Origin of the sequence: Achromobacter sp. UMC71 (assembly GCF_014170305.1) — a bacterium.
In the GTDB taxonomy this organism is placed as follows: Bacteria; Pseudomonadota; Gammaproteobacteria; order Burkholderiales; family Burkholderiaceae_B; genus Achromobacter.
Genome location: NZ_LZZT01000053.1, coordinates 31,335 through 51,996 on the forward strand (window position 1 = coordinate 31,335; position 20,662 = coordinate 51,996).

A 20,662-nucleotide genomic window follows, 5' to 3' on the forward strand; every position below is an offset into this window, starting at 1 on the left:
GCCGGCGACTTCTCACGGACCATCCTCATGCCCCACCGGACCCGCGCGCGCATCCAGGACATCGAGCAGCGGCTGCTGCTCGACGCGATCTATCACCAGTACCACTACGATTTTCGCGAGTATGCGCAAGCCTCGCTCAAGCGGCGCCTGCAAAGCGCGCTGACCCAGTTCGGCTGCAAGACCTTGTCGCAGCTGCAGGACCGCGTGCTGCACGAGCCGGCGGTGTTCACCGCCCTGCTGCAATTCCTGACCGTGCAGGTCAGCGACATGTTCCGCGATCCCAGTTATTTTCTGGCGTTGCGCAACGAGGTCGTACCCATTCTGCGCACCTACCCGTCGATCAAGGTGTGGGTGGCGGGTTGCAGCACCGGCGAAGAGGTCTATTCGCTCGCCATCCTGCTGCACGAGGAAGGCCTGCTGGATCGTGCGCTGATCTACGCCACCGACATCAATCCCCATGCCTTGCGCGCCGCCGAACAAGGCGTCTTCGACCTGGACCGCGTAGCCGCCTTTACCGCCAACCATGCCCAGTCCGGCGGCCGCAGCTCGCTGTCCGACTACTACACCGCCCGCTACGGGCGCGTCGTGTTCGACAAGACGCTGCGCGAACACATGGTTTTTTCCGACCATAGCCTTGCCACCGACAGCGTGTTCGCCGAAGTCCACCTGGTGTCCTGCCGCAACGTGCTGATCTATTTCGAGCGCGACCTGCAGAACCGCGCGCTGGGCCTGTTCCACGACGCCCTGGTCCACCGCGGCTTCATGGGCCTGGGGTCGCGCGAATCGATCCGGTTTTCGGCCCAGGCCGACAATTTCGACGACTTCGTGCTGCAAGACCGCATCTACCGCAAGAAGGCCGGCCTGTGAGCAAGCCCGCCGCGTCCGTTCAGCGTCCTGCGCCGCCCCCGGGTCCGTGGGACGCCATCGTCATCGGCGGCTCATCCGGCGCCATCGACGCCTTGAACGTCCTGCTGCCCGCCCTGCCTGCCGGCTTGCGGGCGGCGGTCATGGTCGTGCTGCACCTGCCGCGAGACCGCCGCAGCCGGCTGGTCGACATCTTCAGCCATCGCTGCGCCCTGCCGGCGCAGGAAGCCGAGGACCAGCAGCCGCTACTGCCAGGGCATCTGTATTTCGCGCCGCCTGACTACCATCTGCTGGTCGATCAAGGGCCGCGCCTGGCCCTGTCGATCGACCCGCCGGTGCTGTTTTCGCGGCCATCCATCGACGTCCTGTTCCACTCCGCCGCCGACTGCTTCGGCGCGAAACTGCTGGGCGTGCTGCTGTCGGGCGCCAATGCCGACGGCGCCGACGGCTTGGCGGCCATCCACGCCGCCGGCGGCCACACGGTGGTCCAAGCGCCCGCCACGTCCGCCATGCCCGCCATGCCCGTCGCCGCCATCGCGCGCATTCCCTCGGCTCACGTGCTCGCGCCGGCAGAGATTGCCGCGCTGCTCGCGCGTCTGCCCGCGCAGCGGCCCGCCCCCAACCTGCCCTGACACCATGATCCTGACGACACCCGCCAAATCCCCGGACGCCCGCATCAAGTGCCTGCTGGTCGATGACGTCCCCGAGAACCTGGTCGCGCTCGAAGCGTTGCTGGCCAGCGACCGGATCGAGGTCCTGAAGGCGCAATCCGGCCCACAGGCGCTGGAGCTGCTGCTGAACCATACCGATGTCGCGCTGGCGCTGCTGGACGTGCAGATGCCCGACATGAACGGCTTCGAACTGGCCGAGCTGATCCGCGGCAGCGAGCGCACGCGCCACATTCCCCTGATCTTCATCACCGCCGGCTCACGCGAGCAGAACTGGCAATTCCGCGGCTACGAGAGCGGCGCGGTGGATTTCCTGTACAAGCCCGTCGATCCCTACATGCTGCGCACGAAAGCGCAGGTGTTCTTCGAACTGCACGAGCGCAAGCGCGCGCTGGCCCAGCAATTGGAAGAGCGCACCGAAGCCCTGCGCGTCAACGAGATGTTCATGGCCGTGCTCAGCCACGATCTGCGCACCCCGCTGCAGGCCATCGTCATGGGCGCGTCACTGCTGCAACGCCAGAGCGACGACGCGCGCGTCGCCAGCCTGGCGCAGCGCATGCTGCAAAGCAGCGACCGCATGACGCGCCTGATCGAAGACCTGCTCGACGTGACCCGCATCCGCCAGGCGGGCGGATTGACGCTGACGCCCGCGCCGGTCAGCATGGAAACGCTGGTGAACCGCACGCTGGATGAAGTCCGTACCGGCTCGGCCAGCCGCCAGATCGAGTCCGGCACCCGCGGCGATCCGGCGGGCACGTGGGACGGTGAACGCCTATCTCAGGTGCTTGCCAATCTGGTCGGCAACGCCTTGCACCACGGCAGCCCCGACATCCCCGTGCGCGTCGATGTGGACGGCACCGCCCCCCACGAAGTCGTCGTCACCGTCAGCAACGGCGGCACCATCCCGCCCGACCTGCTGCCGCACCTGTTCAACCCGTTCCACAGCGGCGCCCGCCCTCCCGGCGGTCACCGCGGCCTGGGCCTGGGACTGTTCATCGCGCAACAGATCGTGCTGTCCCATGCCGGCCGCATCAACGCCGAATCGCGTAATGGCATGACGCGGTTTTGCGTAGCCTTGCCTCGAGCAGGTGCCCAATAAGGGAAATGGCCGCAGGGGGGGCCGCCACCTGGCGGCGTTGCCCCCCGGCATCGCGCCCTAAGGCGCCGGCCCGTCGTCCTCGCGCCGTTCCGCCTCTTCCTGCGCCTGCACGTCCTGCAACGCGACCTGGCGCGTGCTGCCGTGCGTCACCGCGCACTGGCCGGGATTGCCGCTGCTTTTCACGCATTCGGCAAACGCCAGCGCGGCGTCCACCGTGGCGAAGTGATACGCCTGGCCATCCGCGAACGCGACTTTTCCTTCGACTGAGCAATCCATAACGCCTCCGTTTGATGGAACGGTCATCCTATCCCATGCCGCGGTCTCTTCCAATTGCTCGCGCATACTGGCGATGAATGCCTGCACGGCCAGAGGCAGCGCCCGCCCCGCCAGGGTCTGCACCTCGAAATGGCGTTCATTCATTTCGCGGTCCCGCAGCGGCACGGTCACGACCTGCTTCCAGCGCAGCCGGGCGCGCATCGCCAGTTCACCGCAGAACGTCACCCCCCCGCCCGCCGCCACGAACGCCGCCAGCGCATCGACGCTGCGGCTGGACATCACCGGCTCGCACGGCAATTGCTGCCGGCTGCAGCTGATTTCTATCAATTGCCGCAGCGTCGAATCGGCGTCCGGCAAGGCCAGCGGATAGGCCACCAGTTGGGCCAGTGACAGTTCGGCATGATGCGCAAGTGGATGATCGCGCGGCAACACGGCCCGCACCGGCGACGGCATGCGCAGTTCGACCCGCACGTCGCGATGCGAGGTCAGGCTGAGCGTAATGCCGATATCCGCGGCACCATCGCGCACGCGTAGCGGCACCTCGCGTTGGGAACAGATATCCAGCGTGAAGTGGATGCCGGCGTAGTGCCGGCGAAAGTGGGCAATCGCCGAGGGCACAAAGTCATGCGCGAACCCTTCAGTGCAAGCGATGCGCACCAGGCCCTGGCGCAGACCTTTCAAGCCCAGGATCTCGCCTGCCACCCGGTCCACGTCCTGTTGCGCACGCCGGGCATGGGCAGCCAGCAATTCGCCTGCGGCATTCAGCGTCATGCCCCGCGCCCGGCGCTCGAACAGCAACGTACCCAATTCACGCTCGAGCCGGGCGACTTGCCGGCTGACCGCCGAAGGGGCCACCTCCAACCGTTCGGCCGCCAGACTGACGGAGCCGCAACGGACCACTTCAAGGAAGTAGCGAACCGCTATTTCCTGCAGGACTTGCGCCTTCATCGGGTTTACCCCTGATTTGCAGTGAACGGTTTTGCTTTGCGCTAAACGCAACGATTGATTCTATCAATTCATATTGCTGCAAACCACCCGCCCCTCCTAGGATGTGACCGTCCGATGACGCTTGGTATGCCCGCCCCTTTCTTTCTGGATATCGATCACGATCATGAAGACTGCCCTGCTTGCCATTGGCGTCGCCGCAACGCTCGCGGTCAGCGCCCCGGCGCTGGCGCAAAGCCGCTATCCGGTCCGGCCCATCACGCTGGTCGTGCCCTATCCCCCCGGCGGCGCCACCGACGTGCTGGGGCGCGTCATCGCCCAGAAACTGGGCCAGGAACTGGGCCAGACCATCGTGGTGGAAAACCGCGCCGGCGCCGGCACCGCGATCGGCGCGGCCTTTGTCGCCAAGGCCGCGCCGGACGGCTACACACTGCTGGCCAGTTCAGGCACGACCTTCACGATTGCCCCGGCGATCCAGAGAAAACTGCCATACGACCCGGTAAAAAGCTTCGAGCCCATCGGCATTGTCGGCCGCACCGGCCTGGCGCTGCTGGCCAACCCCGCCGTGCCGGTCAAGAACCTGCGGGAACTGGTCGCCTACGTCAACGCGCGCGGCAAAGAGCCCCCGGCCTATGGCTCCTTCGGCACGGGCACCACCTCCCATTTCGTGGGCGAGGCCTTCCTGGCCGAAGCCGGCATCAGGATGATCCACGTGCCCTACAAGGGCAGCGCTCCCGCCATGACGGATCTGATCGGCGGCCAGATTCCTTTCTCGGTCGACACCGTTTCGGCTTCGCTGCCGCAAAGCAAGCTGGGCAAGGTGCGCGTACTTGCCGTCTCCGCCCCACATCGTTCGGCTTTCCTGCCTGACGTGCCTACCTTCGCCGAACAGGGCTATCCGGCGGTCGCGATGGATGCCTGGTTCATGTTCGCCGCGCCGCGCGGCTTGCCGGCGAACGTGAAAGAGACGCTCGAATCCGCGCTGCGCACCACCATGAGCCTGCCCGCCGTGCGCCAGAGCCTGCAAGCCCATGGCTTCGAAGCCAACTTCTCCGGCAGCGCCGAGGGCGAGGCGCTGATCCAGAAAGAACTGCCGCAGATGCGCGACGTCGCGCGCGGCGCAAACATCAAACTCGATTGAAGGAACCCCATGATTCTGGACGACACATTGGTTGGCTTGACGGCCGTGGAGTTACGGCGCCTGATCGGCGCGCGCCAGCTCTCGCCAGTTGAGCTGCTGGAGGCATGCCTGGCGCGCATCGAGGCGGTCAATCCCTACATCAACGCCGTCACGGCCACCGCCTTCGACCGCGCCCGCGCCGAAGCGCGCGAAGCCGAACGCGCGGTGATGGCCGGCGCGCCGCTGGGCCTGCTGCATGGCCTGCCGCTGGGCGTCAAGGATATGGAACCCACGGCCGGCCTGCTCACCACTTACGGATCGCCGATATACCGCGACCACGTACCTGCTGAAGACGTCACGCTGGTGGCGCGCCTGCGCCGCGCCGGCGCCATCGTCACCGCCAAGACCAACGTACCGGACATGGGCGCGGGTGCAAACTCGCGCAACACCGTCTGGGGCGCCACGGGCAACCCGTTCAATCCCAACCTGAATGCCGGCGGCTCGTCGGGTGGCTCGGCCGCTGCGCTGGCCAGCGACATGTTCCCCGTGTGCACAGGGTCCGATACCGGCGGGTCGCTGCGCATTCCCGCCGCCAAATGCGGCGTGGTCGGTTTCCGGCCATCGCCGGGCGTGGTTCCCAGCGTGCGCAAGCTGTTGGGCTGGACGCCGATCTCGGTCGTCGGTCCCATGGGCCGTACGGTGGCCGACACCTGCCTGCAGATGGCTGCCAGCGCCGGCGTCGACGCGGGCGATCCGCTCAGCTATCCCCTGGATCCCCTGCAATTCCTGGCACCCGGCACCGCCGACCTGGGGCGTCTGCGCATCGGCTATACGGAAGATTTCGGCGCATGCGACGTGGACGAGGACATTCGCGCCACCTTCCGCGCCAAGATCGCCGCCATGCGCCATCTGTTCGCCGCCTGCGATCCGATCGACATCGATGTCGGGCAAGCCCATCGCTGCTTTGACGTGCTGCGCGCCGAGGCTTTCGTGGCCGGCATGCGCGACGCCTATGAAAAAGATCCCGCCAGCCTTGGCCCCAACAGCCGCGCCAACTTCGAAATGGGCGCGACCATGAGCCTGAAGGACTGCGCCTGGGCCCAGGCCGAACAGACCCGGCTGATCAAGCGGTTCCAGCGCGCCTATGACGACTACGATCTGATCCTGTCGCCCACGACACCGGTCTCGCCATTCCCGTGGACCGAACCCTACGCGCGGACGGTCCAGGGCAAGCCTCAGGAAAACTACTACCGCTGGCTGGCGCTGACCTACATCATCACCCTCACCACCCATCCCGCCCTGACACTGCCCTGCGGCCTCGATCCGCACGGCATGCCCTTCGGCCTGCAGATCGTGGGCCGCTTCCGGGGAGACCGTGATGTGCTGGCCGCGGCGCAAGGCATGGAACAGGCGTTTGCCGGCATCGCCGAATTGCAGCGCCCCCGGCCGGACCTGGCGCGGCTCAAGCCGGCCGAGCCGGCGCTGAAGTCGATCGTGACGGCCCCCGCCCATGCGGCCACCTAGACATCACCTCGGCAGAATCGGCGGCACGCCCGCCGCATAGCGGCGGCGCCTATCGACCGAATCGCCCGGATCGCGCCTTCTCGCGTCAGCTGACGGCGGCGGCGCGGTGCTTGCTGCCGCCGCCGGTTGCCCGGCCAGGATGTGGGCGAACGGCTGCGCAGGCGCGACACGGTCAGTCTGCATCTGGGCACGCACACGCTCGCTGCGGTACGGGTCCCGGACATCATCAACACGAGCCGGACCCAACGGATCGATGGCGCGCGAACGCATGGCGACGCCTTGGCTGTGCGCGGCGCGCCGCGCGCGGTCCTGGTCATGATGGCCTGCATGGCCAGGCTTGCCCCAGTGGATGCGACACCGGCAAACGCGTCAACGTTTCCGCGATCCCCGGCACCCCCATCAGGAAGAAGCTGAAATGGGCGAGGCACCGGGCGGTGTGTGAAGGCATCACGTGCCTGTTCAACCCCTCCCGATTGGATGGATTTTCTGGACAATCTATCCAGCCAATGGAGGTTGATCGCCTGGCTGAAGGCCCCTAAGCTCGGCGCTCCCTCGATTCCTGAAGGAGATTGCCGCGCGCTATCGTGTCCGCAGCCCTCCAGCACTGGGAAACGCAATCGGGCGCGCGGCCCGCTGCGCCGGCATCGCCGCCCGCCTAGGGAAAATGCCTATTAAGATACCGCGCCGTATGCCGTATTTAAGTGCAGCGACTGACACCTCTGACGCTGGCCCCGCAAGGAATATCATGGCAGAAGAATATAAAAAGTTTGTCCGGACTTCGACGGCGGTTATGACGCTTTTTTGCCTGGTCGACGGCATGGGGGCCGCCAGGGCCCAATCGGTCAGTGGCTTGGGCGACGTGTTTCCCGGTGCTGTCCTCACGCCCCACTGGCCAGTGGGCGGAGACCTGATTGTCGGAGACACGCTTATCGGCACATTGACCATCGACGCCGGGGGAACGGTCGAGAATAGCGATGCCTACGTGGGCAACCAGAATGGCGGCATTGGCACAGTCACCGTCTCGGGTACCGATAACAGCGGACAGGCCTCGACCTGGACGAGTTCCGGCCAGATATCCATTGGTGTCGAAGCAGGCAGCAACGGCACGCTCAATATTCTCGGCGGCGGCGTGGCTAGCGGGAACGCAGCCGTCATCGGCCGGGATAACAACAGCGTAGGCGCCGTCACCGTCTCCGGCCCGGGATCGACCTGGACGCTTGCCACGGCCAACTCCTTCCTGATCGGCGCTGGCGGCAGCGGCACACTCCTGATCAGCAATGGCGGCACCGTGCGCAGCGGCCAGGCGCTCATCGGCGCCTACGGTGGCAGCGATGGGCACGTTACCGTCATCGGCTCCACGACGGCCTGGGACACCAGGAACAATATCTATGTCGGCTTCGAAGGGAGCGGGGATCTAAAGGTCCAGGACGGTGCGAAGGTAAGCACCATTGGGCCAGGCGGGCCGACTTCTGCTGCCAGTATCTACATTGGCTTGAACCCCGGCAGTAGCGGCACGGTCACGGTATCGAGCACCACGGGCAATACGTCGGTCCTTACCGCGAGTGACGGCATTGAAATCGGCCCCGGCGGGACCGGAACGCTGACGATTGAAAAAGGCGGGTTGGCGGGGACGGGATTTAACACGATCATCGCCCGCAACGCTGGCGGCACAGGCACCCTGAACCTGCTCGGCGACGCTACGGGCCGGGGGGTCCTGGAAACGGGCGCCGTGGTCAAAGGTGGGGGGGGTGTCACCTTCAACTTCAACGGAGGCATCCTGCGTGCCAATCGCGATGAATCCAATTTTCTGCGGAACTTCGCCACGCAGATCGTGGGCAGCGAAGGCGCGTGGTTCGACACCAATACCTACGACGTCGGCATCGGCACCGCCCTGTCCGGCACGTCCAGCTTTACCAAGCAGGGCGCCGGCACGCTGACGCTGACCGGTAATAGCTCGGCCTTTACCGGCAATACCGACATCCAGGCGGGAACGCTACAGGTGGATGGCGTGCTGGGCGGTCCGACGAACGTGCGCGTTGGCGCGCGGCTGACCGGTACCGGCCTGGTGGGGCCCACCGTCAACCAGGGCACGATCGCGCCAGGCCCGCGCAGCGGCTTCGGCACGCTCACGATTGCGGGTGACTACGCTGCACAGGGTGGCGGCCTCAGCATCAGGACCCGGTTGGGCGATGACAGCTCCCCCACCGACACGTTGCGCATCACCGGCGCCACCTCCGGCACGACGCCCGTCACGGTGACCAACATTGGCGGCGCGGGTGCGCAGACACAACGCGGAATACAGGTAGTGCAGGTCAACGGCAACTCGGCCGGCCAGTTCAACCTGGCCAATGGCGATTACGTCATTGGTGGACAACCGGCGTTGGTGGCCGGTGCATACGGCTATGTACTGCAGCAGGACGCCGCCGACGGCAGTTGGTATTTGCGTTCATCGCTCAAGGACGCCGGTACGTCCAACCCGGGCAACGGTTCCCCTGGCGCCGAAGGCCGGCCGCTGTACCAGCCCGGCGTGCCGGTGTACGAAGCCTACGCCAACACACTCCTGTCCCTGAGCCAGTTGCCTACGCTGCGTCAGCGGGTAGGCAACCGCCTCTACGATCCGGCCGATGCTGGCCGCAACGGCGTGTGGGGCCGGGTGGAAAGCACCACGAGCCGTCTGGACCCTTCCGTCTCGACCACCGGCCAGCATCAGACCATCGACAGTTGGAAAGCGCAGTTCGGCGTGGATCGCATACTGGTCGGCGAGCAAGACGGTTCGCATCTGGTGGGAGGCTTCGTCGTCAACTACGGCACGGCCAACACCCATGTGAAGTCCGATTACGGCAATGGCAGCATCGGCACCACGGCCTATGGCCTGGGCCCCACCCTGACCTGGTACGGCAAGGATGGCACCTATGTCGACACCCAGGCGCAGGCGACCTGGTTCGATAGCGACCTCAAATCGAGCCTGGCCGGCAAGCTGGAAAACGGCCAGAACGCGCGTAGCTATGGCCTCAGCGTCGAAGCCGGCAAGGCATTTGCGCTGCAGGAGGGCTTTGCGCTCATCCCCCAGGCCCAGCTGAGCTATGTGTCGACCCGCTTCGGCGATTTCAACGATAAGTTCGGCGCCCGTGTCGACAGCGACAAGGGCGACAGTCTGCAAGGCCGCTTAGGCGTCGCGTTGGACTACAGAAGAAGTTGGCGTGACGCGGGCGGAAAAGCGCACGAGGCCAGCGTGTATGGCGTGGTCAACATGAAGCATGAATTCCTCGGCGGAACCCGCGTGCAGGTGTCGAGTGTGCCGGTGAGCAGCCGCATGGGACGCACCTGGGCAGGATTGGGCGTCGGGGCGAACTACGGCTGGAGCGAACGCTACGCCGTCTACGGGGAAGTCGCCACCGATGCCGATTTCTCCGGTAGCTACACGGTTACCGCTACTGCGGGTTTCCGGATGGCGTTCTGAATGCGCGCCCCATGCGATCCATCCACCCATCAAAAGCGACGAACTCCATGAATTTGGTGATCAGTCTTCAAACAAAAAAAGAGGTGGCGGCATTTTTGAATACCGCCTTCGAAGCCAGTGCCAATGACCCCAGGCGCATTGCCGAAGCGTTGGGAACAGCCGCCCGGGCTTACGGCATCAGCCAACTCTCGCGGGATACGGGCATAGCGCGCGAAAACCTCTACCGCAGCCTGTCCCTGCGCGGCAATCCCAGCCTGAGCTCGCTGACCAAAGTCGTCCGCGCGCTTGGGCTGCGTCTACGGGTCGAACTGTAATCCGGGTCCCCAGTCACCTGACGGCACGCTCGGATCGCGCGCAGCCGCCACGCGCCTGCCGCGCCGCGGCTGCCTGACGATTGGTGCCGTTGAGGCAACACCATGGTCCCTTGGCCGGGCCTACTCCAGATTTCCCTGCGGATCTACGATTTGGGCGTTGTGCAAACACGCACCGCGCCCGGCATTGCCGGGACACGCCCATCCACTTAGGGAGTCACCATGAGCCAGCGTCTAAACGCTTTCGCGCAATCACCCGAGCTGTTCAAGAAATTCGTCGAATTCGGCATGCTCTTGAAGTCCGGGGCAATCGAGCAGTCCATCCTGGACCTGGTCGAAATACGCGCCTCGCAGATCAACGGCTGCGGCTTCTGCTTGGACATGCATGTGAAACAGGCCAAGATCCACGGTGAAGGCGAGCTGCGCCTGCACCATGTTGCGATCTGGCGCGAATCCACCGAGTTCTCGCCGCGCGAACGCGCCTGCCTGGCATGGACCGAGGCGCTGACCACCCTTGGCGCGCACGGCGTTCCTGACGATATCTATGAGCGCGTCCGAACCCAACTGTCCGAAAAGGAAATCTCGGACCTCAGCTTCGCCGTCATGGCGATCAATGGCTGGAATCGCCTGAACGTGGCGTTCCGGACCGTCCCTGGTTCGGCCGACAAGGCGTATGGCCTGGACAAGGCCAAGTTCAACTAAGGACGCATCATGAAAATCCTGGTAATCGGCGGGACGGGCCTGATCGGCTCCAAACTCGTCAAGCTGCTCACCGAGCGCGGCCACGAAGCCATTGCCGCATCGCCCTCCACCGGCGTCGATACGATCACCGGCGAAGGCCTGGCCGAAGCGCTGGCTGGTGTGGACACGGTAGTCGACGTGGCCAACTCGCCCTCGTTCGAGGACAAAGCAGTGCTGGAGTTCTTCCAGGTCTCGGGGCGCAATGTGCTGGCCGCAGAAGCCCGCGCCGGCGTGCGCCATCACGTCGCGCTGTCGGTGGTAGGCACTCATCGCCTGGCCGAAAGTGGATACTTCCGCGGCAAGATCGCCCAGGAGCAATTAATCGTGGCCGCCGGCGTCCCGTACACCATCGTGCACAGCACGCAGTTCTTCGAATTCCTGGGCGGCATCGTGCAGGCGGCGGCCGAGGGCGGCGATGTGCGATTGTCACCCGCCTTCGTGCAGCCGATCGCGTCCGACGATGTGGCCCGGGCCATGGCTGACATCACATTGGCGGCGCCAGTGAACGGCACAGTGGAAATCGCCGGCCCCGACCGGGTTCGACTGTCCGAACTGGCGCAACGCTATATGGAGAGAACGGGCGACTCGCGCATCGTGCGGGCAGCCCCGGACGCCCGTTATTTCGGCGCCTTGCTCAACGACGAAACCCTGGTGCCGGGACCCGGTCCGTGGTTGGGCAAGATCGATTTCGAATCCTGGTTCAGCCAGTCGGGCGTAAAAAAGTAGCCGCCGGCACGAGCTCCTTCATGCGCAAACTGCGGCCCGATCCCGTGACGCTCCTGGACAAGTACCGGGGCCGGGATTTCCACCCCCTGTACACGACCAGCGTGACGGTGCGCGCAGGCGACGCCGCACACGGCCGCGCCTGCGGCATCGCCATCTCGGACGATGGCGAGTTGCTGGTGGACCTGCGGCTACCGGTTGAAATGGGCGGAACGGGCGGGGGCACCAATCCCGAACAGCTGTTCGCCGCCGGCTACTCGGCGTGCTTTCACGGCGCGCTGAGCATGTTGGCAGAACGAGCGGGGCTGGCCATTCCCGATGCCTCCGTGACGGCCACCGTTTCTTTCGGCCGCGATCCCGTAGATGGCTTGTACGTCATTGTTGCGAACATCAATATCCACCTGCCTGGGCTGGCGAAGGCTGTCGCCGAAGAACTGGTGCGCACCACGGAACGCCTTTGCCCCTATTCAAAGATGGCCCAAAATGGAATAGAAAGCGTGGTAGCGCTGACCCAATAGCGCCTTACGCCGCATGCGGCAGCAGGCTGTCGAGTATCTGCAAGTCTCGCGCGCGGATACCTTCGACCATGTAGTCGATGAAGACGCGCATGCGCGCCGGCAGATGGTCGCGGCTCAGGAAACACAGGTAATGCCCACGGTCGTCCGGCGCGTATTGCGGCAGGCAGGCGACCAGGCTGCCCGCGCGCAGGTGATCGCAGACCTGGTAGCCCGCCATTTGCGCGATGCCCTCACCGTCCAGCACCGCTTGCAGCACCAGATCGGCATCGTTGAAAGTCAGCATGGCGGGCGGCGCCACTTTGCGCAACTGGCCGTCCACCTTGAATTCCCATTCGTAGACTCGCCCTGACGCAAACAGGAAGTTCACGCAATGATGACCGGCGATTTCTTCCACGCTGCCTGGTAACCCGTGCCTGGCCACATAGGCGGGTGAAGCGCATAGCATCATCTGCATGGGAATCACCTTCTTGGCGATCACGCGGCTGTCTTCCATTCGGCCGTTACGGAACGAGACGTCGACGCGATCGATGGTGAAGTCGGTAGGCCCGTCGTCAAGCAACAATTCGACCGAGATGTTCGGGTGGGCCTGGCGGAAACCGCGAAGGAGCGGCGCGACGACTTTGCGACCGAATCCCACTGTGGAGCACACGCGCAATTGCCCCGAAGGCGGCCCCTCGCGCAGGTCTCGCATGTCGTCCAGGGCCCGGATGATCCGTTCCACGCCCGGATGACACTCTTCATAGAAGCGCTGGCCCTCAGCAGTCAACGAGGTGCTGCGCGTGGTGCGAACGAACAGCCGGATGCCGAGCTGGTCTTCCAGCTTCTGCACGCTGCGGCTGACGGCCGACCGGCCGATACCCAGCCGGTCGCCGGCCTTGGCGAAATTGCCTTCCACGGCGACGGCGATGAATGCCATGACGCCGGCATAGCTGGTGGCAAAACTGTCGGCCAGGGAATCCGGGCCATTGGCGAGAGGGGCAGCCGGTGAAACAGAGAGGAATGTCGGCATGTTGGCGGCGTCGCAGATAGGTTGATCCTACCGGTAAGACGGCGCAGCGGGTCATTCTGTGACATTGAGCCCAAAAAAGTCGCGTTCCGACGGGGAATGCCCCGCTCCCCACGCCGCCTTTCCCCGCTTCGCGGCCGGGAGCCAGCAATCACGACTATTCGTCCCCTATTTGACAAGCGTCAGAACTGGCCCCCCTCGCTTCTTGATCAGGACGACCAGAAACTTGGCTGGCTGCGTCTGACTGGCATTGCGGCCCACGGTGTGGACGTCATGAGGGCCTTCGTAGAAAGTCTGGCCTGGGGTCAGCGTCACCTTCTTGCCGCCCTTGACCTGCATGACGATGCTGCCTTCAAGCACGTAGACGAAGCTATAGGCGTCGTGGCGGTGGATCGGATCGGCGGCTCCGGGCGGATAGTCGACGACGATCATCAGCGCATCCTTGCCGGGGATGTCCGGCAAGTCCTTGCGCATCAGCTCAGTGACAATGGCGTCGGCCGGCGACGCATCGGGCGCGGCATGGACAAATGGGCTTAGCAGCACGCCAGCTGCGAGGAGCGGCAACGCGAACTTCGTGATCTTTGACATGGCCAATCCTTGGCAACGGTAAGGAGCCCCATCGTAGAAGTACCGGCCGCGCGGCGGTAGGTACGCGCAGGGGATCACCATGTTGCCGCGCATGCACCAACGCCCGCGCAATACCGGTGTCAGCCTTGAGCCAGCGCCGCCGAAATGCGCGCAAGCTTGTCTGGATTGCGCTGCACCAGGACTCGAGTCAGACGCTCACCATCGGTTTCGTAGGCCTGCACCGATTCAAGGTGGCCATCGATGAAACGCAACAGGGCCCATTGGCCGTTCACCTGAACCACTTCGGTGCGCAGCCCATCGCGGAAGCGACGCTTGCCCGCGTAGAACAACTGCGCCAGGCGCTTGCCGCCCACCAGACTGGCAAAGCTTGAGACCTTGCCACCGCCGTCGCCAATGAGCTCGGCATCGTCGCTCAACAGCGCATGGAGCCCATGGAAATCGCTGCGCTGCATGGCATCGGCAAAGGCTTGCAGCAGACGTTGCAATGTGGCGCGCGGCACGGTCTGACGGGGAGCGCCTTGGCTCAACTGCAGCTTGGCGCGCCGCACGAGTTGACGGACCGCGGCCTGCGTCTTGTCCAGCGTCTGCGCGATGTCTTCATAGTCGGCGTCGAACACTTCCCGCATCAGGAACGCCGCCCGGGCGTCTGGCGACAAGCGTTCAAGCATGTACAGAAACGCCACCGACACGTCGTCGGCCCGCTCATGGATCTGTTCCGGCGTGGCTGGCGCGGCCATCAGCATCGGCTCGGGCAGCCAGACTCCCGCGTAATTCTCCCGCTCGGCCTTGGCGGCGCGCAGGCGATCGATGGACAAGCGGGTGGTGGCGGTGACCAGCCAGGCTTCGGCGTTCAGTATCGCCGAGCGGTCTGTGCCGTCCCAGCGCAACCATGTGTCCTGCACGACGTCTTCCGCCTCGGCCACCGCACCCAGCATGCGATAAGCGATCGCATACAGGCGAGGACGATGACGCTCGAAAAGAAGCATGGAGTCAGTCATGGAGAGAGGGTAAACGCCAAGCCAGGCAACGCGGGGGGAACATATTTTGCCGCAGCCGCCCCTGGGCGACAAGCGCGATACGCCCGGGCCGCGCAATCGAATCCTGCCGTATGCGGCCCCGCGGACTACAGCAAGATCACGTCGGTAGATAGCCCCGGCAGGTCGGCGCGGCCGTGCATCTGCTTGACGTCCCGCTCGACCGTTGTGCTCAGCCAGCTGATGGGCACATCATTCGCACTGCCTTCGAAGGGGTTTTCCGTGCTTTCTCCCACCTGCTCAAGAGCGGTGTAGATCCACGAGATGATCACGCTGAACGGCACCGCCAGCCATGCCATCTGGCCATGCATGAAGCCGCCGATGCTCTGGCCGATCTGATCGAATTGGGCTGCCAGGCCGAACGGCAGCACCACGCAGAAAGCGCGTACGAACAAGGTATTGATGATGGCGTACTGGCGCGGGTAGGGGAAATTCTTGATGCGCTCGGCCTGCCCCTGCAAATCCAGAAGTTCCCTGATGCGGCTGTTGAGTTCGGCATATTCCGACGCGGTAATGGCGCCCTCATCCAGCAGGCCCCTGACTGCACGGCCCTGCATGGCAAGCAACTGCGCCGCCTTGCCATCGGCCCGCATCACGGCGGAAATCTCCTGTGGCGGCAGATAACGCGACAGCGCGGACTCCAGCGATTCGCCGCGCTCAGGGATCACGTACCGCCTCTGGTATTCCGCATTGGGCCGCCTTGCCAGGCTTTCCCACACGCGGGTCTCTCGCAATTGATAGCGCATTGCCGTCAACCAGGCCAGATGCCGGTTCACCAGGCCCGCGGTCTGGCCAGCATCGCTCACGTAGGTCTGGCTGATCACTCCCCAGTAACGGCTGGCGCTGACGATGCTCATCCATATCCTCTGCGCTTCGACCGTGCGCGCGTAGGTTTGCACATTCTTGAAGCCAACGACGAAGGTGGTGGCAGTGCCCAGCAGGGACACCACGGATAGAGGCAGCGTCAGCCATTTCATACCGGCGACCTGGTACAGCAGCACAGCTGCAAGGCTGAGCGCCAACAAGCAGTAGATGCTCCTGCGGGTCCAGACAACGAATTCGCACAAGCGATAGGATTTTCCCAGATGCATGGTGTCGCCCCTGGCGCTCTCAAGCGCCAAATCAACGCGCGGTGAGTCGCGCCTTCGAGGGTCGCTCGCCAGGCAACCGTCGGGACAAATGCTAGAGGTATCGCTTGCCGGGCGGTAGGGCCGTCGCAGGATGCACGGTGTTGTCCGGAGGGCACCAATCAGCGCATTGGTGCGCGCTGAACAACAGCGTGCTTCCCTCGGAGGATCTACCGCATGGCGCAGGGCAGACCTACGATCCCTTCACCTCCCGCGCAGCAACAGCAGCAGCCCCGCAACGCAATCCTCCCCCCCAAACCGGAGCACGCCCATGAACCGCAACACCTTCATTACTCAGGACGGCACGCAGATCTACTTCAAAGACTGGGGCGACGGCCCGGTCGTCACCTTCTCGCACGGCTGGCCGCTCAACGCGGACGCCTGGGACGGACAAATGCACTTCCTGGCACGCAATGGCTTTCGGGTTATCGCGCACGATCGCCGTGGCCACGGCCGCTCGGCCCAGCCCTCATCCGGCAACGACATGAATGGCTATGCCGACGACCTGGCGCAGCTGATCGAGACGCTCGATCTGAAGAAAATAACGATGGTCGGCCACTCTACCGGCGGCGGCGAAGTCGTGCGCTATATCGGCCGCCACGGCACCGGCCGCGTGGCCCGGGCCGTGCTCATCGGCGCGGTGCCGCCGGTGATGCTCAAGTCGGCCGCGAACCCCGAAGGGTTGCCGCTGGAGGTCTTCGACGGCATCCGCGACGGCGTGGCCGGTGACCGCTCGCAGTTCTACAAGGCGCTGGCCATTCCGTTCTATGGTGCCAACCGCGATGGCGCCACGGTCTCGCAGGGACTGCTGGACCAGTTCTGGTTGTGGAGCATGCAAAGCGGCCAGAAGAATGCCTACGAATGCGTCAAGGCCTTCTCAGAAACCGACTTCACAGAAGACCTGAAAAAAATCGACGTGCCAACGCTGTTCATGCACGGCGAAGACGATCAGATCGTGCCGGTGCACGATTCGGCCAAGAAAGCGGCCCAACTGGTCAAACACGCCAAGGAAATCTACTACCCCGGCGCACCGCACGGCCTCACTGCCACCATGCAGGATCGCGTCAACGCCGACCTGCTCGCCTTCCTGCGCGCCTGATGACGCTAGCGTCGCATTGCAACTTGCTGCCAGTCGCCTGGCACATCCGAGCCGGCTAGACCGGCCCTCATTCAGGAGATTTCGCTATGCTTTCCACAGACAACACCTTGCATCCCGACGGCCTCAAGCCCATCGACCTGGTTCCGTCCCGTTACGCGGTGCAGGTGGGTGACATCGACGCGCTGGTGGTCAGCGATGGCGTGCTACCGTTGCCCACCGCAACGATGGCCACCAATGCCGACCCGGCCGACCTGGCGCATTGGCTGAGCCACATGTTCATGCCGCCGGACGCCTTCGACTGGCCGCTAAACGTGATGGTGGCCCGTAGCGCGGGCCAGACGATCCTGATCGACGCCGGGTTGGGCGGGCAGTTCCCCGGCTTTCCGCGTGCCGGCCAATTCCCCCAGCGCTTGGCGTCCGCCGGCATCGCACTGGAGTCCGTGACGGACGTGATCATCACCCATATGCATATGGACCACGTCGGCGGATTGCTTGTCGCCGACGTGAAGGAACGCTTGCGTCCGGACGTGCGCATCCATGTATCGGCAACCGAAGTCGCGTTCTGGACGTCGCCCGATTTCACGCACACCGTCATGCCCAAGCCGGTGCCCGACGTGCTCCGCTCGACCGCCACGGCTTTCTATAACGCGTACCGCGACCGGCTATGCATCTTCGAGGACACGCATGAAGTTGCGCCGGGCGTGATCGTTCGTCTCACCGGCGGCCATACCCCGGGACACAGTGTGGTTGACCTGGTATCAGGCGGCGAGCGCCTGACCTTTGCCGGCGACGCCATGTTCCCGGTGGGTTTTGACCACCCCGACTGGCACAACGGCTTCGAGCATGATCCCGAAGAATCGGCCCGCGTCCGCATCGGCCTCTTTCAGGAATTGGCCGCGAACGGCGGGCTGCTTGTGGCTGCCCATTTGCCGTTCCCGTCCGTCGGCCGGGTCGCCGTCAATGGCGACGCCTTCCGCTGGGTCCCGGTCATTTGGGATTACTGACCGGATCCCCCGGTCAACGGCAGCGCCATCGAACCGCCGATCGGGCACATGAAGACCGACGGCAAGGTCGGCAGGAACTGGCACAGGGGCGCGCTGGGCGATGCGATCCACCCGGCACCGTGGCTCACGTTTTACTTCGGCGCCGGCAGGATGCTTTTGAATGGCAGAATTCGCCCCCCCGGAGGGCTTCGCGTATTACTTGCCCGCGGGGCCCAGCGCCTCGGCCCAGTTCTTTTTCATGGCGGCGATGCGGTCCACGTAAGCGGATTTCAGGCAGGCGGCGTCGGGGCAACGGTCGCGCACGGTAGTGCGCCATTGCGTCTGCTCTTTCGCCACCGGATCGCGCCATTCCCCGGTTTCACCGTCACGGCCAGCGGTTTCGGCCTGAATCTTGTCGTAAAGCGCCTTCACCTGATCGTCCAGCTTGGACAGCGAGGGTTCGGCGCAGATGAGATGTTCGACATGGGTTTTCGCGGCCTTGCAGTCGAAGCCGGCGGCATGCGCGGCACGAATCGGCAGGAAAGGAGCGCTGGCGAGAACCGCCCCGATTACCGCATGCAGGATCGCGTGTTTGCCTTGGGCACGTTGCCGGCACCGGCCTTCCGTGATGCCGGGCGATATCGCCGCGAGAACGGGGTTGCGCACGTCTTTCACTCCTGAATGGTCTGCGGCCACCGATATGATGGACCAGGCGATCGATTTTCCCGTTTGTCGAGAGCTTGCGCAACTTTTGGCCGCGGTGCCCCAGTTTGCTGCGTAGAGCGGCCACATGGTAATTCCCCCATTATTAGCGACAACGCTTTTACGGGGGGATTACCGGACTCGAACCCACGACAACTGAAATCGCAAGGCCGCCATCGAAGCCGTCCTCGGCCCATTCAAAGGGTTCCGTGATTAGAATACGCACACGTCCAATGGCGTTGGGCCGTCACACGGAATTTCATGAAAAACATCCGATCCTTCACGTTCGCGCTTGCCGCCTTTGCCGTTACGGTCGCCATGGTCAATCCAGCCGCGGCGGAACAGGGATGCGCGGACGGCTATAAACCCACTCCCACGCAGAACGGCGTTGAATGCCGGCCGGTTCCCGGCCTGTACAGAGGGCCGGGCGGGAACGCCGCCCCCCAGGTCCGCTGGGAGGAACGCTGGGGCGCGATCGTCATGGATGCTGCTTCCGGCATGACGGGCATAGGCGGAAGCCAGCCCACCGAGGCAGACGCCATCACGGCTGCTACGGCCATGTGTCAGCGCAAGGGCGGCAAGAATTGCCGCGTCGACATCACCTATTCCAATCAATGCGGCGCACTCGCGTGGGGCAGCAACCATGCCGTCTCGGCCCGCGGGCGGACGCTGGAAATCGCGTCCAAGTACGCGATTGACGCGTGCGAGAAAACGACCGGCAAGAAGTGCGAGGTCTTCTTCTCCGATTGCAGCTTGCCGGTGCGAGTCCAATAACCGGACAATCAGGCACAGCATGTTGACGCACGCTGGCGTCATATCCTGGCGTCTATGGCCTGCGCCGACAGGAAAGGCAGCACGTGACCGGAATCGGCGGGCGGCAGCACTACGCGACCACCTAAAAACTGAGCCCGGTATTGGAATAAGAATGCCTCTGCTGCTCCAGCGACAAGATCACAAGACCAGAGATCTGCATTAGCTCGGTTAAGCTGATTTGACGTGTCACAAGGCAGATGTGTTGTGCCGTACGCAAGACATCATCGACATACAACTTGAGAAGATAGGATCATGACCCAGCCGCATTCAACACGCCCACCCGCCTACGCACTGAAGATACGGTTTGCACCTGCGATGAAGCTTCTCTTTACGTTGGGCCTTGCAACGCTATGGACTGGCGCCCAAGCCGCCAGTTTTGATTGCAACAAGGCCGTAGGCACTACCGAAAGGTTGATCTGTAGCGATGCCGAGACATCCGCGCTGGATGGAAAATTGCAAGGGGCCTATGAAACAGCACTGGCCGCAACCGATGCCTATGGCAAGAAAGCGTTGACTAAAGAACAGCGCAACTGGATTAAATACGCGCGTGACATTTGTCAAGACAGCGCCTGCCTGCAGCAGGCATACACAACCCGCATCGCCATGCTGGCGCGTAATGAGGCACATATTGCCAATGGCGAGGTGTACTCAGACTGCAAGCTGCCGGGCAACCAAACCGTTAGTGGCGAATGCGTCAATGTTGTGGCGATTCGTGATCCCAACTCCCGTGTTGAATCGTTCAACCAATCGTTGGCGCATCAGAAGCAAAACGGCCGAATCATCGGTTGCAGCCGGCTGATTGATCTACCGGTTGGCGTCGCTGGGAGTAATCACAGTTTTGGCGGCTCCTGCGTATTGCAGGAAGGTACGCAGCGCAAGAACGTGAGGATCTGCAACGACGATATGTTCGGGCATTTCCAAGTAGAGCCGTCCACGCCACAGGATGCCTCGGACAAGCGCTTGGTCGACTTTACTTACGCGCAATGCTACGGCGGTTGATGGTAAGCGCCCGGGCCCATCCGTGATTTTGTGTGCGAGGCATATCACGAGGGCTAAAGACC

General features: G+C 64.0%; 20 protein-coding genes and 1 pseudogene. 14 read left to right on the top strand and 7 right to left on the bottom strand.

What is annotated here, in order from left to right; translation table 11 throughout:
• Positions 1-27 precede the first annotated feature (27 nt).
• The 3 genes from A9974_RS26230 to A9974_RS26240 are packed head-to-tail and all read left to right on the top strand — an operon-like array spanning position 28 to position 2,631.
• On the top strand, positions 28-867 hold the full coding sequence (locus tag A9974_RS26230; RefSeq protein ID WP_183007103.1) for a protein-glutamate O-methyltransferase CheR: 840 nt from the start codon (positions 28-30) through the stop codon (positions 865-867).
• On the top strand, positions 864-1,496 hold the full coding sequence (locus A9974_RS26235; RefSeq protein WP_183007104.1) for a chemotaxis protein CheB: 633 nt from the start codon (positions 864-866) through the stop codon (positions 1,494-1,496). The genes A9974_RS26230 and A9974_RS26235 overlap by 4 nt, the downstream gene beginning before the upstream one ends.
• Before the next feature lie 4 nt (positions 1,497-1,500).
• Positions 1,501-2,631 (top strand): hybrid sensor histidine kinase/response regulator, encoded by a 1,131-nt coding sequence (locus tag A9974_RS26240; protein WP_183007105.1) that lies wholly within the window; start codon positions 1,501-1,503, stop codon positions 2,629-2,631.
• 324 nt (positions 2,632-2,955) lie between these two features.
• Here A9974_RS26240 and A9974_RS26245 read toward each other — a convergent pair.
• Positions 2,956-3,855: pseudogene (locus A9974_RS26245) on the bottom strand (LysR family transcriptional regulator); the annotation flags it as partial.
• Between the two features lie 163 nt (positions 3,856-4,018).
• Here A9974_RS26245 and A9974_RS26250 point away from each other — a divergent pair.
• The 7 genes from A9974_RS26250 to A9974_RS26280 all read left to right on the top strand — a co-directional run bounded on the left by A9974_RS26250 (position 4,019) and on the right by A9974_RS26280 (position 12,249).
• Positions 4,019-4,993, top strand: a complete 975-nt coding sequence (locus A9974_RS26250) for a tripartite tricarboxylate transporter substrate binding protein (protein ID WP_183007106.1) — start codon at positions 4,019-4,021, stop codon at positions 4,991-4,993.
• Between the two features lie 9 nt (positions 4,994-5,002).
• Positions 5,003-6,496: an amidase gene (locus A9974_RS26255; RefSeq protein WP_183007107.1), complete on the top strand. Its 1,494-nt coding sequence runs from the start codon at positions 5,003-5,005 to the stop codon at positions 6,494-6,496.
• A 790-nt stretch (positions 6,497-7,286) separates the two neighbouring features.
• Positions 7,287-9,956, top strand: coding sequence for an autotransporter outer membrane beta-barrel domain-containing protein (locus A9974_RS26260; protein ID WP_255468335.1), 2,670 nt, complete (start codon positions 7,287-7,289; stop codon positions 9,954-9,956).
• A 47-nt stretch (positions 9,957-10,003) separates the two neighbouring features.
• Positions 10,004-10,270, top strand: a complete 267-nt coding sequence (locus A9974_RS26265) for an addiction module antidote protein (protein ID WP_183007109.1) — start codon at positions 10,004-10,006, stop codon at positions 10,268-10,270.
• A 219-nt stretch (positions 10,271-10,489) separates the two neighbouring features.
• Positions 10,490-10,969 (top strand): carboxymuconolactone decarboxylase family protein, encoded by a 480-nt coding sequence (locus A9974_RS26270; RefSeq protein WP_183007110.1) that lies wholly within the window; start codon positions 10,490-10,492, stop codon positions 10,967-10,969.
• Positions 10,970-10,978: 9 nt separating this feature from the next.
• Positions 10,979-11,734, top strand: coding sequence for an SDR family oxidoreductase (locus A9974_RS26275; protein WP_183007111.1), 756 nt, complete (start codon positions 10,979-10,981; stop codon positions 11,732-11,734).
• Between the two features lie 20 nt (positions 11,735-11,754).
• Entirely contained in the window at positions 11,755-12,249 is a 495-nt protein-coding gene (locus tag A9974_RS26280; RefSeq protein WP_183007112.1) for an Ohr family peroxiredoxin, read from the top strand.
• A 4-nt stretch (positions 12,250-12,253) separates the two neighbouring features.
• Here A9974_RS26280 and A9974_RS26285 read toward each other — a convergent pair whose 3' ends face one another.
• From A9974_RS26285 to A9974_RS26300, 4 genes are all read right to left on the bottom strand, one after another.
• Complete coding sequence (locus A9974_RS26285) at positions 12,254-13,258, bottom strand: LysR family transcriptional regulator (RefSeq protein ID WP_183007113.1); 1,005 nt, start codon at positions 13,256-13,258, stop codon at positions 12,254-12,256.
• 165 nt (positions 13,259-13,423) lie between these two features.
• Positions 13,424-13,843 carry a cupin domain-containing protein gene (locus A9974_RS26290; RefSeq protein WP_183007114.1) on the bottom strand — a complete coding sequence of 140 codons (420 nt, stop codon included), beginning with the start codon at positions 13,841-13,843 and terminating at the stop codon, positions 13,424-13,426.
• A gap of 119 nt (positions 13,844-13,962) precedes the next feature.
• Complete coding sequence (locus A9974_RS26295) at positions 13,963-14,841, bottom strand: RNA polymerase sigma-70 factor (RefSeq protein WP_183007115.1); 879 nt, start codon at positions 14,839-14,841, stop codon at positions 13,963-13,965.
• 125 nt (positions 14,842-14,966) lie between these two features.
• Positions 14,967-15,968, bottom strand: coding sequence for a bestrophin family protein (locus A9974_RS26300; protein WP_183007116.1), 1,002 nt, complete (start codon positions 15,966-15,968; stop codon positions 14,967-14,969).
• A 307-nt stretch (positions 15,969-16,275) separates the two neighbouring features.
• Here A9974_RS26300 and A9974_RS26305 point away from each other — a divergent pair, with 307 nt between their 5' ends.
• Positions 16,276-17,103 carry an alpha/beta fold hydrolase gene (locus A9974_RS26305; protein ID WP_183007117.1) on the top strand — a complete coding sequence of 276 codons (828 nt, stop codon included), beginning with the start codon at positions 16,276-16,278 and terminating at the stop codon, positions 17,101-17,103.
• 86 nt (positions 17,104-17,189) lie between these two features.
• Entirely contained in the window at positions 17,190-18,107 is a 918-nt protein-coding gene (locus A9974_RS26310) for an MBL fold metallo-hydrolase (protein ID WP_183007118.1), read from the top strand.
• Here the strand turns inward: A9974_RS26310 and A9974_RS29575 are convergent.
• Together A9974_RS29575 and A9974_RS29580 are read right to left on the bottom strand one after the other, a co-directional pair.
• Positions 18,101-18,235 carry a hypothetical protein gene (locus A9974_RS29575; protein WP_255468329.1) on the bottom strand — a complete coding sequence of 45 codons (135 nt, stop codon included), beginning with the start codon at positions 18,233-18,235 and terminating at the stop codon, positions 18,101-18,103. The two genes, A9974_RS26310 and A9974_RS29575, sit on opposite strands and share 7 nt — an antisense overlap.
• Before the next feature lie 67 nt (positions 18,236-18,302).
• Entirely contained in the window at positions 18,303-18,878 is a 576-nt protein-coding gene (locus A9974_RS29580) for a lysozyme inhibitor LprI family protein (protein ID WP_255468330.1), read from the bottom strand.
• A gap of 171 nt (positions 18,879-19,049) precedes the next feature.
• On the opposite strand from A9974_RS29580, the gene A9974_RS26320 reads away from it, so the two are divergent.
• Both A9974_RS26320 and A9974_RS26325 read left to right on the top strand, forming a co-directional pair.
• On the top strand, positions 19,050-19,562 hold the full coding sequence (locus A9974_RS26320; protein WP_183007119.1) for a DUF4189 domain-containing protein: 513 nt from the start codon (positions 19,050-19,052) through the stop codon (positions 19,560-19,562).
• A 291-nt stretch (positions 19,563-19,853) separates the two neighbouring features.
• A complete protein-coding gene (locus A9974_RS26325) occupies positions 19,854-20,600 on the top strand; it encodes a lysozyme inhibitor LprI family protein (RefSeq protein ID WP_255468331.1) in 747 nt (248 codons plus the stop codon).
• Positions 20,601-20,662: the final 62 nt, after the last annotated feature.

Excerpts from the sequence above, each read along its gene's own strand:
- A9974_RS26230 (WP_183007103.1), top strand. The coding sequence starts at position 28 with ATGCCCCACCGGACCCGCGCGCGCATCCAGGACATCGAGCAGCGGCTG.
- A9974_RS26240 (WP_183007105.1), top strand. The coding sequence starts at position 1,501 with ATGATCCTGACGACACCCGCCAAATCCCCGGACGCCCGCATCAAGTGC.
- A9974_RS26250 (WP_183007106.1), top strand. The coding sequence starts at position 4,019 with ATGAAGACTGCCCTGCTTGCCATTGGCGTCGCCGCAACGCTCGCGGTC.
- A9974_RS26255 (WP_183007107.1), top strand. The coding sequence starts at position 5,003 with ATGATTCTGGACGACACATTGGTTGGCTTGACGGCCGTGGAGTTACGG.
- A9974_RS26260 (WP_255468335.1), top strand. The coding sequence starts at position 7,287 with ATGACGCTTTTTTGCCTGGTCGACGGCATGGGGGCCGCCAGGGCCCAA.
- A9974_RS26265 (WP_183007109.1), top strand. The coding sequence starts at position 10,004 with ATGAATTTGGTGATCAGTCTTCAAACAAAAAAAGAGGTGGCGGCATTT.
- A9974_RS26270 (WP_183007110.1), top strand. The coding sequence starts at position 10,490 with ATGAGCCAGCGTCTAAACGCTTTCGCGCAATCACCCGAGCTGTTCAAG.
- A9974_RS26275 (WP_183007111.1), top strand. The coding sequence starts at position 10,979 with ATGAAAATCCTGGTAATCGGCGGGACGGGCCTGATCGGCTCCAAACTC.
- A9974_RS26280 (WP_183007112.1), top strand. The coding sequence starts at position 11,755 with ATGCGCAAACTGCGGCCCGATCCCGTGACGCTCCTGGACAAGTACCGG.
- A9974_RS26285 (WP_183007113.1), bottom strand. The coding sequence starts at position 13,258 with ATGCCGACATTCCTCTCTGTTTCACCGGCTGCCCCTCTCGCCAATGGC.
- A9974_RS26290 (WP_183007114.1), bottom strand. The coding sequence starts at position 13,843 with ATGTCAAAGATCACGAAGTTCGCGTTGCCGCTCCTCGCAGCTGGCGTG.
- A9974_RS26295 (WP_183007115.1), bottom strand. The coding sequence starts at position 14,841 with ATGACTGACTCCATGCTTCTTTTCGAGCGTCATCGTCCTCGCCTGTAT.
- A9974_RS26300 (WP_183007116.1), bottom strand. The coding sequence starts at position 15,968 with ATGCATCTGGGAAAATCCTATCGCTTGTGCGAATTCGTTGTCTGGACC.
- A9974_RS26305 (WP_183007117.1), top strand. The coding sequence starts at position 16,276 with ATGAACCGCAACACCTTCATTACTCAGGACGGCACGCAGATCTACTTC.
- A9974_RS26310 (WP_183007118.1), top strand. The coding sequence starts at position 17,190 with ATGCTTTCCACAGACAACACCTTGCATCCCGACGGCCTCAAGCCCATC.
- A9974_RS29580 (WP_255468330.1), bottom strand. The coding sequence starts at position 18,878 with ATGTGGCCGCTCTACGCAGCAAACTGGGGCACCGCGGCCAAAAGTTGC.
- A9974_RS26320 (WP_183007119.1), top strand. The coding sequence starts at position 19,050 with ATGAAAAACATCCGATCCTTCACGTTCGCGCTTGCCGCCTTTGCCGTT.
- A9974_RS26325 (WP_255468331.1), top strand. The coding sequence starts at position 19,854 with ATGACCCAGCCGCATTCAACACGCCCACCCGCCTACGCACTGAAGATA.